We start from the raw sequence: 15,359 nt of genomic DNA, 5'->3' as shown, positions 1-15,359 counted from the left end.
TTTCCATTTCCAAAGGCAGTATAGCGACTAGTGTAACCTATAACAAAAAAGCGCCTGGTCATATCAGGCGCTTTCATTCAATTACTCAATTATTTGTGGTACGGCTTAGATAACTCATGCACCGCTTCAACAAATACACCCGCATTTTCTGGCGGCACATCTAGGTGAATACCGTGGCCTAAGTTAAATACGTGACCAGTACCCGCATCACCGAATCCTTCAAGGATAGTGGCAACTTCTTCACGGATACGCTCTGGAGATGCGTACAGCATTGAAGGATCCATATTGCCTTGCAGTGCTACCTTGTCGCCTACGCGCTTAACAGCGTCTGCAATGTTAATCGTCCAGTCTAGGCCAACCGCATCACAACCTGTAGCGGCAATCTGTTCTAACCACATGCCACCGTTTTTGGTAAACAGAGTAACAGGAACACGGCGACCTTCGTTTTCACGGATTAGACCATCAACGATTTTGTGCATGTACTGAAGCGAGAAGAGGTTGTAATCACGAGGAGTTAGAACACCACCCCAAGTATCAAATACCATGACAGATTGAGCACCCGCTTTAATCTGTGCATTTAGGTACTCGATAACACTGTCTGCAAGCTTATCAAGCAACAGGTGTAACGTTTGTGGTTCAGCATACATCATCTTTTTGATCTTAGTGAATGCTTTAGAGCTGCCACCTTCAACCATGTAAGTCGCTAAAGTCCATGGGCTACCAGAGAAACCAATTAACGGAACATCACCATTAAGATCTTTACGGATCTGGCGCACTGCGTTCATAACGTATTGCAGTTCACCTTCTGGATCTGGCAGACCAATTTTCTCTACGTCAGCTTTACATGTAATTGGATTATCAAACACTGGGCCTTCACCCGCTGCGAAGCGCAGGCCTAATCCCATAGCATCAGGGATAGTGAGAATGTCTGAAAACAAAATGGCGGCATCTAGAGGAAAACGGCGTAGTGGCTGTAATGTTACTTCCGATGCAAGCTCTGCATTCTTACACAAAGACATAAAGTCACCCGCTTCTGCGCGAGTCGCTTTGTATTCAGGAAGGTAGCGACCGGCCTGACGCATCATCCATACAGGAGTGTAGTCTACAGGCTGCTTTAGTAACGCACGAAGGTAGCGGTCATTTTTTAGTTCTGTCATTCCGTTTATCCGATTATTAGGCTCAACTTTGTGGCGGCTATTCTAACACTGTTTGGCTCTCAAAAGCTGTGTGCTTTGCAACCTAGATCAAGTTATTAACTTTTAAATCAGTGCTTAATTTGCACCCACTCATTATCAGTGTTAAAAATTTGTTTGCTAGCGAAAACTACAATTATAAACTGGACACATCGTGTTCAGCATCTCATAACGACATCTTACTTACCCCCTCCTTCTGGAGGGTTTTTTTTATTTAAAATTCAAAAACATAATTACTTAGCCAATGTGATTGTATGCTCAATTAAGGCCCTCGCAATGGTTCCTTCTGGAGCAACGGGTGGTAAATGTTCAACATCAAACCATTGCGCATCACTCAACTCGCTATAATCCGGCTTCAGCTCACCCGAATGATAATCGGCCAAAAAACCCATCATCAGACTTGAGGGGAAAGCCCAAGGCTGGCTGGAAAAATAACGAATATTGGTCACATTAATACCCGTCTCCTCCTTCACTTCACGAGCAACACACTGTTCCAACGTTTCACCTACCTCTACAAACCCTGCAATCACGGTGTACATTCCGTTACGATGCCTCGGATGCTGAGCCAGTAACAATTCGTGATCTCGTCTTACCGCGACAATAATACAAGGGAAGATACGTGGATAATGCAACGTCCGGCAATCACCACACTGCATGGCTAGCTGATTGTGATTTAAGTGATTCCGTCCCCCGCACTGTGGACAAAAGCGCAATGTCTGCGACATATGGCCATATTGAATTGCCTTGCTCATCAAAAGAAACAGGGCTTGTGGAAAGTGCAAGCAATCACGTAACGAGGTCAGGTCCAGTTCGGTATTAATGTCAGCCTCATTGAGCCAAAAAACCGGTGTATTCTCGTAGTGCCCAAGTGGAGTTGCCTGCTCGAAAGGTAGACCTAAATCATCAGCAAGACCTTTAGGAAGTTGACCATCTAACAGCCAAATGTCGCTTCCTGAAACAACACACCAATAAGCATCTTTCATACGGTTTGTATCACCTTTACGTAACATTAGCTCGCCTCTCCACTTGCAGTTCATCTATTTTACTGGCAATCTAAATTCATACCAGAGTTTGTAGTCACGCAATTTCAAGACTATAAATTTTAGTAACGACAAGAGGTTGTAACTCTGAACAAGCTTTGGGACCAAAGCGTAATGATCACCAGAGAAGTGATCCGATCATGAGGATATGGTCATGCTGAATAAATTCAAACACACACAAGAACAATGGGGTGGCTCTAGTGAAGTCATCGATCACTGGCTTGAAACCAGACAATCACTCATTGTTGAGTATTGTAAACTAGCCGCACTTCAACCCTGCTCTACTAAATCTGCACTGTCATCGCTGCCAACTCCACAAGAACTCCAAGTATTTTGCCAACATCTCGTCGACTATATCTCTGAAGGGCATTTCAAGATCTACGACATGGTAATGGACAAATGGCGAGCAACAGGATTTGAAGCAACCGACGAAATTAACCAAACTTATGGCAAGATCGTTCTGACGACAGAACCGTTGCTCAATTTCACAGACAAATATGCCGCAGTAAGTGACGAGGACACGTTGGACAGTTTTGACAGCGATATGTCTCTTATTGGGGAGATCATCGAAGTAAGGTTTGAAGTCGAAGATAAGCTTATTCAGATGATTGCCGACAGTCTGGCCGTTCCTCCCGGCGCGTAAGCGAGAAGCGGAAAAACAAGACTACCAAAGCCAACATCCTGCCGTGAAACGTTACAGAGCACCACAGGATGTCACTAAAAACAAAAAAGGCACCCGAAGGTGCCTTTTCTCATTTTTCACTCTAACGATTACTCGTCAGTAGAGAAACCAGCGTTTAGTAGTGCTGCAAGGTTGTCAGTCGCTTGTTCAGCTGAAGGACCTTCTTGCTCTTCTGCACGCTTAGCTTGACGATCTTGGTGGTAAGCGAAACCCGTACCTGCAGGGATTAGACGACCTACAATTACGTTTTCTTTCAGACCACGTAGTTCATCACGCTTACCAGAAACCGCAGCTTCTGTTAGTACGCGAGTTGTCTCTTGGAACGATGCCGCAGAGATGAACGACTCAGTTGCTAGCGATGCTTTAGTGATACCTAGTAGTTCACGTTCGAAGCGTGCTGGCTCTTTGCCTTCTGCTTCTAGTGCACGGTTAGCAATCTTAACGTTAGCGTATTCTACTTGCTCACCTGCTAGGAACTCAGAGTCACCAGCGTGAGTAATAGTACACTTACGTAGCATCTGACGAACGATAGTCTCGATGTGCTTATCGTTAATCTTAACGCCTTGGAGACGGTATACTTCTTGAACTTCGTTCGCGATGTATTGAGTCACAGCGTGGATACCACGTAGACGTAGGATATCGTGTGGAGACTCTGGACCATCTGCGATCACGTCACCACGTTCAATCTTCTCGCCTTCGAATACGTTAAGCTGACGATGCTTAGGAATCATCTCTTCGTACGTCTCACCGCCATCGCGAGTGATAATTAGACGACGCTTACCTTTCGTCTCTTTACCGTAGCTCACAGTACCTGTGTGCTCAGCAAGGATCGCAGGCTCTTTCGGCTTACGTGCTTCGAATAGGTCAGCAACTCGTGGAAGACCACCAGTGATGTCTCGGTTACCACCAGACTTCTGAGGAATACGTGAAAGCGTATCACCCACACCTACTTCTGCACCGTCTTCGATGTTAACGATAGCTTTACCTGGTAGGAAGTAGTGAGCTGGCATTTCAGTACCAGGGATCATTACATCGTTACCTTGCTCATCAACAAGTTTGATTGCTGGACGCATATCTTTACCTGCTGCTGGGCGAGCTGCCGCTTCAGTTACTTCGCTTGACGATAGGCCTGTTAGGTCATCCGTTTGACGAGAAACTGTTACACCGTCGATCATGTCAACGAATTGGATGCGACCTGCCACTTCAGTGATGATTGGCATAGTGTGCGCTTCCCAGTTCGCTACTGTTTCACCAGCTTGAACTGAATCGTTGTCGCCTTTAGTTAGTAGAGAACCGTAAGGCAGTTTGTGCTTCTCTTTCGTACGACCAAACTCATCAATAATAGTCAGTTCAGATGCACGAGAAGTGATAACAAGCTTACCATCTTTGTTCGTTACAAACTTAGCATTGTGTAGCTTAACCGTACCTGTTGTCTTAGCTTGGATGCTGTTCTCTGCTGCTGCAGTAGATGCCGCACCACCGATGTGGAACGTACGCATCGTAAGCTGTGTACCCGGCTCACCGATAGACTGAGCAGCGATTACGCCAACTGCTTCACCTTGGTTCACTAGGTGACCACGTGCTAGGTCACGACCGTAACACTGTGCACAACAACCGAAGTCCGCATCACAGGTAACTACAGAGCGAACTTTCATTCTGTCTACTGAGTTCTCTTCCATGATTTGACACCACTTCTCATCAATTAGAGTGTTACGTGGGATCAGAACTTCTTCTGTACCTGGCTTAAGAACATCTTCAGCAACAACACGACCTAGAGCTAGCTCAGAAAGTGCAACTTTAACGTCACCACCTTCGATGTGCGGCATCATGTCAACACCTTCGTGGGTGCCACAGTCGTGCTCGTGTACTACTACGTCCTGCGCAACGTCTACTAGACGACGAGTTAGGTAACCCGAGTTCGCAGTTTTCAGTGCCGTATCCGCAAGACCCTTACGAGCACCGTGCGTTGAGATAAAGTACTGAAGTACGTTTAGACCTTCTTTAAAGTTCGCTGTGATAGGCGTTTCGATGATTGAGCCGTCTGGACGAGCCATCAGACCACGCATACCAGCTAGCTGACGAATCTGAGCTGCAGAACCACGAGCACCCGAGTCAGCCATCATGTAGATGCTGTTGAATGACTCTTGTTGCTCTTCTTCACCGTCACGGTTAACTACCGTTTCAGATGAAAGGTTTTCCATCATCGCTTTCGCTACGCGATCGTTGGTCGATGCCCAAATATCGATCACTTTGTTGTAGCGCTCACCCGCAGTTACAAGACCAGATTGGTACTGTTCTTGGATTTCGCGAACTTCTGCTTCAGCTTCTTCGATCTCAGTGTATTTAGCTGCTGGTACAACCATATCGTCGATACCAACCGATACACCAGAAAGTGCCGCGTAAGCAAAACCTGTGTACATGATTTGGTCAGCGAAGATTACCGTGTCTTTCAGACCAAGCTTACGGTACGCTTCGTTAAGTAGGTTAGAGATTTGCTTCTTACCTAGCTTTTGGTTAACGATGCTGTACGGTAGACCTTCTGGCACGATTTGCCACAACATTGCACGACCGATAGTTGTATCAACTAGCTTAGTCTCTGTTGTGCTGTGACCATCTTCGTCTTTTACAGTCTCAGTGATACGAACTTTAACGCGAGCGTGTAGCTCAGCAGTCTTAGTGCGGTATGCCTTCTCAGCTTCTGCTGGGCTAGCAAGGTACATACCTTCGCCTTTCACGTTGATCTTTTCACGAGTCATGTAGTAAAGACCCAATACAACGTCCTGAGAAGGTACGATGATCGGATCACCTGACGCTGGCGACAGAATGTTGTTTGTCGACATCATCAGAGTACGAGCTTCAAGCTGTGCTTCTAGAGTTAGAGGCACGTGAACCGCCATTTGGTCACCATCGAAGTCCGCGTTGTATGCCGCACACACTAGTGGGTGTAGCTGAATCGCTTTACCTTCGATTAGTACTGGTTCGAACGCCTGGATACCTAGACGGTGAAGTGTAGGTGCACGGTTCAATAGTACTGGGTGTTCGCGGATAACTTCGTCTAGGATATCCCAAACGATCGCTTCTTCACGCTCAACCATCTTCTTAGCAGCTTTGATTGTAGTCGCAAGACCACGAGTCTCTAGCTTGCTGTAGATGAATGGTTTGAATAGCTCTAGTGCCATCTTCTTAGGAAGACCACACTGGTGTAGACGAAGGTATGGACCTACTGTGATTACAGAACGGCCAGAGTAGTCTACACGCTTACCTAGAAGGTTCTGACGGAAACGACCTTGTTTACCCTTGATCATATCAGCAAGAGATTTCAGAGGACGCTTGTTCGAACCTGTGATCGCACGACCGCGACGACCGTTATCTAGAAGTGCATCAACAGACTCTTGCAGCATACGTTTTTCGTTACGTACGATGATGTCCGGAGCCGCTAGCTCTAGTAGACGCTTCAAACGGTTGTTACGGTTGATTACGCGACGGTATAGGTCGTTCAGATCAGACGTCGCAAAGCGACCGCCATCTAGAGGTACTAGAGGACGTAGATCTGGCGGAAGTACCGGAAGCACAGTTAGGATCATCCACTCTGGTTTGTTACCAGATTGAACAAACGCTTCAACTAACTTCAGACGCTTAGTGATCTTCTTACGCTTAGTCTCTGAGTTAGTAGACTGAAGCTCTTCACGCATCTCTTCGATTTCAGCAGGCAGATCCATAGACGCAAGTAGGTCTTTAATCGCTTCTGCACCCATCTTAGCCGTGAACTCGTCACCCCACTCTTCTAGGCGATCTAGATACTCTTCTTCTGTAAGCATCTGAGATTTTTCTAGATCAGTCATACCTGGTTCAGTTACTACGTACATTTCGAAGTAAAGAACACGCTCGATATCACGTAGAGGGATATCCATTAGTAGACCGATACGAGACGGTAGCGATTTTAGGAACCAGATGTGAGCTACTGGAGAAGCAAGCTCGATGTGGCCCATACGGTCACGACGAACTTTAGTTTGTGTAACTTCAACGCCACACTTCTCACAGATAACGCCACGGTGTTTTAGACGCTTGTATTTGCCACAAAGACATTCGTAGTCTTTTACTGGACCAAAGATACGCGCACAAAACAGACCATCACGCTCAGGCTTGAACGTACGATAGTTGATCGTTTCAGGTTTTTTAACTTCACCAAAAGACCATGAACGGATCATGTCTGGTGAAGATAGACCGATTTTGATTGCATCAAATTCTTCGGTCTTATGCTGCGCTTTTAGAAAGTTTAATAAGTCTTTCACAATCAGCTCCTGTAAGGAGTTAAAAGGAGCTCACCCGCAAAAGTGAGCACCTTCTACCAAATAATCCCGTGGGATTACTCTTCGTCTTCTAGCTCGATGTTGATACCTAGCGAGCGAATCTCTTTCAACAGTACGTTGAACGATTCTGGCATACCAGGTTCCATGCTGTGGTTACCGTCTACGATGTTCTTGTACATCTTAGTACGGCCGTTAACGTCATCAGACTTAACTGTTAGCATTTCTTGTAGCGTGTAAGCAGCACCGTAAGCTTCAAGTGCCCATACTTCCATCTCACCGAAACGCTGACCACCGAACTGAGCTTTACCACCAAGTGGTTGCTGAGTTACTAGGCTGTACGAGCCAGTCGAACGAGCGTGCATCTTGTCATCAACAAGGTGGTTCAGTTTCAGCATGTACATGTAACCAACAGTTACAGGACGCTCAAACGCATCACCAGTGCGACCATCAAACAGAGTTAACTGACCAGATTCTGGTAGGTCACCTAGTTTTAGAAGCTCTTTGATTGATGATTCATTTGCACCATCGAATACCGGCGTTGCGATCGGTAGACCGCCACGTAGGTTAGAGATCAACGTACGAACTTCATCATCAGATAGAGACGCGATGTCTACGTTCTGACGAGTTTCACCAAGATCGTAAACCTTCTGTAGGAAGTCACGGAACTTAGCTAGCTCTTGCTGCTCTTTAACCATCTGGTTGATCTTGTCACCGATACCTTTCGCTGCCAGACCTAAGTGTACTTCTAGGATCTGACCGATGTTCATACGCGAAGGTACACCTAGTGGGTTCAGTACGATGTCAACAGGTTGACCTTTTTCATCGTATGGCATGTCTTCAACAGGGTTGATCTTAGAGATTACACCCTTGTTACCGTGACGACCCGCCATCTTATCACCAGGCTGGATGCGACGTTTAACCGCTAGGTAAACTTTAACGATCTTCAGTACGCCAGGTGCTAGATCATCACCTTGTGTGATCTTGCGACGCTTGGTTTCAAACTTCTTATCGAAGTCTGCACGTAGCTCGTCATACTGCTCTGCTAGTTGCTCTAGCTGAGTCTGTAGAGCATCGTCTTCAAGCGTCAGTTCTAGCCACTTCTTGCGATCGATAGCATCTAGTTTCGCTTCAGTGTAACCACCGTCGATAAGTACAGCTTTAACACGGTTTAGAAGGCCACCCTCAAGAATCTGGAATTCTTCAGTAAGGTCTTTCTTCGCTTCTTTAAGCTGCATCTGTTCAATTTCAAGTGCACGTTTGTCTTTTTCAACACCGTCACGAGTAAATACTTGAACGTCGATGATAGTACCTGAAACAGAGTTTGGTACGCGTAGAGACGTATCTTTAACGTCTGACGCTTTCTCACCGAAGATAGCACGTAGTAGCTTCTCTTCAGGAGTTAGCTGAGTTTCACCTTTAGGCGTTACTTTACCTACAAGGATGTCACCGCCTTTCACTTCCGCACCGATGTAAACGATACCTGACTCGTCTAGTTTAGACAGAGCAGACTCACCTACGTTTGGAATGTCAGCTGTGATCTCTTCAGCACCAAGCTTAGTATCACGCGCCACACAAGATAGTTCTTGAATGTGGATAGTCGTGAAACGGTCTTCTTGAACTACGCGCTCAGATACTAAGATCGAGTCTTCGAAGTTGTAGCCGTTCCAAGGCATGAACGCGATACGCATGTTCTGACCAAGAGCAAGTTCACCAAGGTCTGTTGAAGGACCATCAGCAAGAACGTCACCACGTGCAACAGGTTCACCAGGCATCACACATGGACGCTGGTTGATACACGTATTTTGGTTAGAACGAGTGTATTTAGTTAGGTTGTAGATATCGATACCTGCTTCACCAGAGATCAATTCTTCTTCGTTCACTTTAACAACGATACGAGAAGCATCTACAGACTGGATTACACCACCACGTTTCGCTACCGCAGTAACACCAGAGTCAACTGCGATGTTACGCTCAATACCAGTACCAACTAGAGGCTTATCAGCTTTAAGAGTTGGAACTGCCTGACGTTGCATGTTCGCACCCATCAATGCACGGTTCGCATCATCGTGTTCTAGGAACGGGATAAGCGATGCAGCGATAGATACAACCTGGTTAGTTGCAACGTCCATGTAGTCAACATGTTCGCGTGGGTGTAGACCAGATTCACCTTTCTGACGAGCTGTGATTAGCTCTTCAGCAAATGTGCCTTCTTCAGTAAGAACAGTGTTCGCCTGAGCGATAACGTACTGACCTTCTTGAATAGCAGATAGGTAATCTACTTCGTCTGTTACTACGCCATCTACAACGCGACGGTATGGAGTCTCTAGGAAACCGTACTCGTTACAACGCGCAAACGCAGATAGAGAGTTGATCAGACCGATGTTTGGACCTTCAGGAGTTTCGATAGGACATAGACGACCGTAGTGAGTTACGTGTACGTCACGTACTTCGAAGCCAGCACGTTCACGAGTTAGACCGCCAGGACCCAACGCAGAAATACGACGCTTGTGCGTTACTTCTGATAATGGGTTGTTTTGGTCCATGAACTGAGATAGCTGAGAAGAGCCAAAGAATTCTTTAACCGCAGCAGAGATCGGCTTAGCATTGATTAGATCTTGAGGCATGATTGCATCAAGGTCACCAAGGCTTAGACGCTCTTTAACAGCACGTTCAACACGTACTAGACCAACGCGGAATTGGTTTTCTGCCATTTCACCAACAGAACGGATACGACGGTTACCTAGGTGGTCGATATCGTCCACTTCACCGATGCCGTTACGGATAGCGATAAGCTTCTTCATCACTTCGATGATATCAGTTTCATCAAGTGTGCCTTGCTCTTGAGCATCTTCACGTTCGATAGAGCTGTTGAACTTCATACGACCAACAGTCGATAGATCGTAACGCTCTTCAGAGAAGAATAGGCTTTCGAATAGTGCTTCAGCAGCTTCTTTCGTTGGTGGCTCGCCAGGGCGCATCATGCGGTAGATTTCTACCAGCGAAGAAATACGATCAACAGTGCTGTCGATACGTAGTGTCTCTGACATGAATGGGCCGTGGTCTAGATCGTTCGTGAATAGAACAGATAGAGCTTTATGGCCAGCTTGAGAAAGGTTAGCTAGAGCTTCTAGGCTGATCTCTTGGTTTGCACCAACAATGATCTCACCGGTTGCTTCGTTGATGTAATCTTTCGATGCAACTTTACCAACGATGTACTCTACAGGTACTTCGATGTGGTCAATGCTGTCTTTTTCAAGTTGACGGATATGACGTGCAGTCACACGACGGCCAGTCTCAACGTAAACCTTACCGTTAGCTTCGATATCGAACGACGCAGTTTCACCACGTAGACGATCAGGAACAAGCTCCATTAGAAGAGTTTGATCTTTAACTTCGAAGTTCACCTTCTCAAAGAAGATGTCCAGGATCTCTTCAGTCGTCTTACCTAGTGCGCGAAGAATGATAGATGCTGGTAGCTTACGACGGCGGTCAATACGTACGTATAGGTTATCCTTAGGATCAAACTCGAAATCAAGCCATGAACCACGGTAAGGAATAACACGTGCATTGTATAGAACTTTACCTGATGAGTGGGTCTTACCCTTATCGCTGTCGAAGAATACGCCAGGACTTCTGTGCAGCTGGGATACGATAACCCTCTCGGTACCATTGATAACGAAGGTACCATTGTCTGTCATAAGCGGAATTTCGCCCATGTAGACTTCTTGTTCTTTAATGTCTTTTACAGTACCTGCTGGCGCGTCTTTATCAAAAATAACTAGACGTAGTTTTACGCGTAGTGGCTTTGAATAAGTTACGCCGCGGATTTGACATTCTTTAACGTCAAAAACTGGCTCACCAAGACGGTAGCTAACGTATTGCAGCTCGGAATTGCCGTTGTAGCTCTGAATCGGAAATACAGAACGGAAAGCAGCTTCAAGACCGTATTGACCTTCAGGATCCTGTTCGATAAATTTCTCGAACGAATCGAGCTGGATCGATAGCAGGTATGGAATGTCCAACACTTGTGGACGAGTACCAAAGTCCTTACGGATGCGCTTTTTCTCGGTATAAGAGTAAACCATGGGGTTCCTCAGCTCGCTGATAAGTGACCCAAACTGCCTCTGGTAGTATGAGACAGTGACTAAATATCTGTTTGAGTGTAGTAGCGTTTCATTAAGAGCTAATGAAGCGTTTTTTGCTTGAAGTATGGGTGCTCAAACAGCGGAAAAATCACCCAACCCCTACAGCGCAAAAAGGCCGGTGGTTATAAAACCACCAGCCATTAGCCGTTAGGCTAAGAAGCTAAGTAATAATTACTTAACAGCAACTACTGCGCCAGCTTCTTCTAGCTGAGCTTTAAGAGCGTCAGCTTCTGCCTTCTCAACACCTTCTTTAAGAGGTGCTGGAGCGCCGTCTACAAGAGCTTTAGCTTCTTTAAGACCTAGGCCAGTTGCGCCACGTACTGCTTTGATAACAGCAACTTTGTTAGCGCCTGCAGATTCTAGGATTACGTCGAACTCAGTTTGCTCAGCAGCAGCTTCGCCAGCTGCAGCGCCACCAGCTACAACAGCAGCTGCAGCAGAAACGCCGAATTTCTCTTCCATCGCTTCGATTAGTTCAACAACTTGCATTACAGACATTTCTGCAACTGCGTCTAGGATTTGCTCGTTAGTAATAGACATAACAATTCTCTTTTAAATCAACAATAAGTTTATTAAGCAACCAGAAAAAAGCAAGGCTTACGCCGCAGCTTCTTCTTTTTGATCGCGGATAGCAGCGAATGTACGTACCAGCTTGCCAGCAGAAGCTTCTTTCATGCACATCATTAGGCGTGCGATTGCTTCGTCGTAAGTTGGTAGTGTCGCTAGTACTTCAGCGTCAGTTAGCGCGCCTTCAAATGCAGCAGCTTTGATCTCGAAGTTTTTGTTCTCTTTAGCGAAGTCTTTGAAAAGACGCGCTGCAGCACCTGGGTGCTCGTTAGAGAATGCGATTAGAGTAGGACCAGTGAATGTCTCTGTTAGACACTCATAGCTAGTACCTTCTACCGCACGACGCATCAGCGTGTTACGAACAACTTTCAGGTAAACGCCCGCTTCACGAGCTTGTTTACGTAGAGAAGTCATTGCGCCCACTTCAACGCCACGAGAGTCAGCTACAACTGCAGAAAGTGCACCACTGGCAGCTTCGTTGACTTCAGCAACAATTGCTTTTTTGTCTTGAAGGTTTAAAGCCATCTTGGATTAACTCCTGGTTGTCGTTACACCACTCACTATTATCACAACAGTGAGAGCTTAAAAGGTGCTTCCCAGAAGAAAGGTAACTATTTACATAGAGCTTTCTGTCAGTTCGGGCACCATCTACGTAGGATGATTAAGTTTGACAAGTCAAACACCTACGGTCTTGGACGGAGACTGGGTCATAATTCACAACAAATTCTAGAAGAATTTAATGAACCAAAGTTCAGCCCCAACCACAAATATTAGGCGCAGAATTATACATTAATTTCGCGCCTAATCAAATCAATTATGCTTGAGTGTTCAGGCTACCCTGATCAACAGCAACACCAGCACCCATAGTAGTAGAGATGCTTACTTTCTGCAGGTAAGTACCTTTAGCAGAAGATGGCTTAGCTTTCTTCAGAGCAACTAGAAGAGCTTCTAGGTTCTCTTTGATCTGCTCAGCAGAGAAGTTTGCTTTACCGATAGTAGTGTGGATGATGCCGTTTTTGTCGTTACGGTAACGAACCTGACCAGCTTTAGCGTTCTTAACAGCTTCAGCAACGTTAGGAGTTACAGTACCAACTTTAGGGTTTGGCATTAGACCGCGAGGACCTAGGATAGTACCTAGTTGACCTACAACGCGCATTGCATCTGGAGAAGCAACAACTACGTCAAAGTTCATTTCGCCTTTCTTAACTTGCTCAGCAAGATCTTCCATACCAACGATGTCTGCGCCAGCTTCTTTAGCTGCTTCAGCGTTTGCACCTTGAGTGAACACTGCAACGCGGATGTCGCGGCCAGTACCGTGTGGTAGTACAGTTGCACCACGTACGTTTTGGTCAGATTTACGAGCATCAATGCCTAGGTTAACAGCAACGTCTACAGACTCAACGAATTTAGCAGTTGCTAGTTCTTGAAGAAGAGCTACAGCTTCGTTGATTTCGTATTCTTTAGTCGCGTCAACTTTGTCGCGGATTACGCGCATGCGCTTAGTTAGTTTAGCCATCTTATTAACCCTCTACCACTAGGCCCATTGAACGAGCAGTACCAGCGATTGAACGCTTCATTGCTTCGATGTCAGCACCAGTCATGTCAGCAGCTTTAGCTTCTGCGATTTCTTGGATTTGAGCTTCAGTTACAGTGCCCACTTTTTCAGTGTTTGGACGGCCTGAACCAGACTTAACGCCAGCAGCTTTCTTAAGAAGAACAGCAGCAGGTGGAGTCTTAGTGATGAACGTGAAAGAACGATCGCTGTATACAGTGATAACTACTGGAGTAGGTAGACCTTTCTCTAGAGATTCTGTTTTCGCGTTGAACGCTTTACAGAATTCCATGATGTTAACACCGTGTTGACCTAGTGCAGGACCAACTGGTGGACTTGGGTTTGCCATACCAGCAGCAACTTGTAGCTTGATGTAAGCTTCAACTTTCTTAGCCATGATTATTCCTAATTTTGGGTACAAGCGCTAATCGACCGATCAGCTCCCCGTTGATACAAATTCTTTTTATTTCGCTCAAAACTTAAGCTTCGATTGAAATAATAAGGCGCGAGATTATAGTCATAATTCGCGCCTTATACAACCCTAAAAAGGTGATTTTTTATACTCTACAAATCAGAGTATTAGTCCAGTTTTTCAACCTGACCAAATTCAAGCTCAACTGGTGTCGCACGACCAAAGATCGATACAGACACTTTCAGGCGGCTCTTCTCGTAATCCACTTCTTCAACTGTACCGTTGAAGTCAGCAAATGGACCGTCTGTAACGCGTACAACTTCACCCGCTTCGTACATAGTACGTGGGCGAGGAGCTTCACTTGCTTTCTCTAGACGGTTAAGAATCGCATCAGCTTCTTTATCAGTGATAGGAGCTGGACGATCAGAGGTACCACCAATGAAGCCCATGACACGCGGCACACTGCGTACTAAGTGCCATGATTCATCGTTCATGATCATCTGAACTAGGACGTAACCAGGGAAGAACTTGCGCTCAGACTTACGACGCTGACCTGCACGCATTTCCACTACTTCTTCAGTAGGGACTAGAACTTCACCAAACAGCTCTTCCATGCTGTGCATTTTGATATGCTCACGAAGAGATTGGGCTACACGGCCTTCAAATCCAGAGAAGGCTTGAACCACATACCAGCGTTTTTTTGGAGCTTCACTCATGAATTAAAACCCTCTATACCCCAGTTGCTAGAGCGACAAGACGAACCATGATGCCGTCAATGCCCCAAAGCACTAGAGCCATTACAATACTTACAGCTAAAACGATTAAAGTAGTTTGCATAGTTTCTTGGCGAGTAGGCCAAACCACTTTGCGTACTTCCATACGCGACTCTTTTGCAAACTCAATCGCAGCTTTACCCTTAGTTGTTGTAGCAGCAACACCAAGTGCCGCAGCGATTAATACAACAACTCCTGCAGCACGAATTACTACAGACATTTCACCATACAGGTAATTACCCACAACAGCGGCAGCTAACAGAGCGAAAGTGACAATCCACTTAAAGATATCTGCGCCATTTGAGCTATCAGGAGTTTCAGCATTATTTGCTTTCATAAAACCAACCTGTCTAAGTCTTAATATAGACGACAACAACCCCGCTGTTGCAGGGCAAATCCATTAAACGACAATCTAACTAGATTGACGCACGCTTTTATTGATTGAGAAGCAACACCTCAATCAAAAAATCCTGCTTACATGTCTGTTTTCATAACAATGCAACAGACATTTTGTATAGTGCAGAAAAAGGGCATCAAATGATGCCCTTTTTGCTACTGGTTCGTCAAATCTTATTCCAAGATTTTCCGAAGACTTTAGCTAATTCGTTAGAATTAAGCGAAGATCTTAGCAACAACACCAGCACCAACTGTACGGCCACCTTCGCGGATCGCGAAACGTAGACCT

Annotated in this window: 11 protein-coding genes and 1 pseudogene; 1 reads left to right on the top strand and 11 read right to left on the bottom strand. The window is 45.8% G+C overall.

Going from position 1 to position 15,359, the window contains the following annotated elements; translation table 11 throughout:
• Positions 1–89 precede the first annotated feature (89 nt).
• Entirely contained in the window at positions 90–1,157 is a 1,068-nt protein-coding gene (gene hemE, locus ACQEXT_RS20055) for a uroporphyrinogen decarboxylase (RefSeq protein ID WP_138971453.1), read from the bottom strand.
• 269 nt (positions 1,158–1,426) lie between these two features.
• Positions 1,427–2,203, bottom strand: a complete 777-nt coding sequence (gene nudC / locus ACQEXT_RS20050; RefSeq protein ID WP_426953314.1) for an NAD(+) diphosphatase — start codon at positions 2,201–2,203, stop codon at positions 1,427–1,429.
• 178 nt (positions 2,204–2,381) lie between these two features.
• Between nudC and rsd the strand changes: the two genes are divergently transcribed.
• Positions 2,382–2,876, top strand: a complete 495-nt coding sequence (gene rsd, locus ACQEXT_RS20045; RefSeq protein WP_138971455.1) for a sigma D regulator — start codon at positions 2,382–2,384, stop codon at positions 2,874–2,876.
• Positions 2,877–3,004: 128 nt separating this feature from the next.
• Here rsd and rpoC read toward each other — a convergent pair whose 3' ends face one another.
• From rpoC to ACQEXT_RS20000, 9 genes and pseudogenes are all read right to left on the bottom strand, one after another.
• Positions 3,005–7,207: a DNA-directed RNA polymerase subunit beta' gene (gene rpoC / locus ACQEXT_RS20040; protein WP_331418559.1), complete on the bottom strand. Its 4,203-nt coding sequence runs from the start codon at positions 7,205–7,207 to the stop codon at positions 3,005–3,007.
• A 74-nt stretch (positions 7,208–7,281) separates the two neighbouring features.
• Positions 7,282–11,310, bottom strand: coding sequence for a DNA-directed RNA polymerase subunit beta (rpoB, locus tag ACQEXT_RS20035; protein WP_426953313.1), 4,029 nt, complete (start codon positions 11,308–11,310; stop codon positions 7,282–7,284).
• Between the two features lie 231 nt (positions 11,311–11,541).
• Positions 11,542–11,910 (bottom strand): 50S ribosomal protein L7/L12, encoded by a 369-nt coding sequence (gene rplL, locus ACQEXT_RS20030; RefSeq protein ID WP_269378477.1) that lies wholly within the window; start codon positions 11,908–11,910, stop codon positions 11,542–11,544.
• 57 nt (positions 11,911–11,967) lie between these two features.
• Positions 11,968–12,462, bottom strand: coding sequence for a 50S ribosomal protein L10 (gene rplJ / locus ACQEXT_RS20025; RefSeq protein WP_138971459.1), 495 nt, complete (start codon positions 12,460–12,462; stop codon positions 11,968–11,970).
• A gap of 289 nt (positions 12,463–12,751) precedes the next feature.
• Positions 12,752–13,453 (bottom strand): 50S ribosomal protein L1, encoded by a 702-nt coding sequence (rplA, locus tag ACQEXT_RS20020; RefSeq protein WP_138971460.1) that lies wholly within the window; start codon positions 13,451–13,453, stop codon positions 12,752–12,754.
• 4 nt (positions 13,454–13,457) lie between these two features.
• Positions 13,458–13,886 (bottom strand): 50S ribosomal protein L11, encoded by a 429-nt coding sequence (gene rplK, locus ACQEXT_RS20015; RefSeq protein ID WP_138971461.1) that lies wholly within the window; start codon positions 13,884–13,886, stop codon positions 13,458–13,460.
• A gap of 182 nt (positions 13,887–14,068) precedes the next feature.
• Positions 14,069–14,617 (bottom strand): transcription termination/antitermination protein NusG, encoded by a 549-nt coding sequence (gene nusG, locus ACQEXT_RS20010; protein ID WP_008078233.1) that lies wholly within the window; start codon positions 14,615–14,617, stop codon positions 14,069–14,071.
• Positions 14,618–14,630: 13 nt separating this feature from the next.
• Positions 14,631–15,011, bottom strand: a complete 381-nt coding sequence (secE, locus tag ACQEXT_RS20005; protein WP_004747599.1) for a preprotein translocase subunit SecE — start codon at positions 15,009–15,011, stop codon at positions 14,631–14,633.
• 275 nt (positions 15,012–15,286) lie between these two features.
• Positions 15,287–15,359: pseudogene (locus tag ACQEXT_RS20000) on the bottom strand (elongation factor Tu); the annotation flags it as partial.

It is taken from the genome of Vibrio sp. TRT 29B02, from assembly GCF_050113655.1.
Classification (GTDB): domain Bacteria; phylum Pseudomonadota; class Gammaproteobacteria; order Enterobacterales; family Vibrionaceae; genus Vibrio.
The sequence above is the reverse complement of the archived record's forward strand: the minus strand, read 5'-3'. Positions and strand labels throughout refer to the sequence as shown.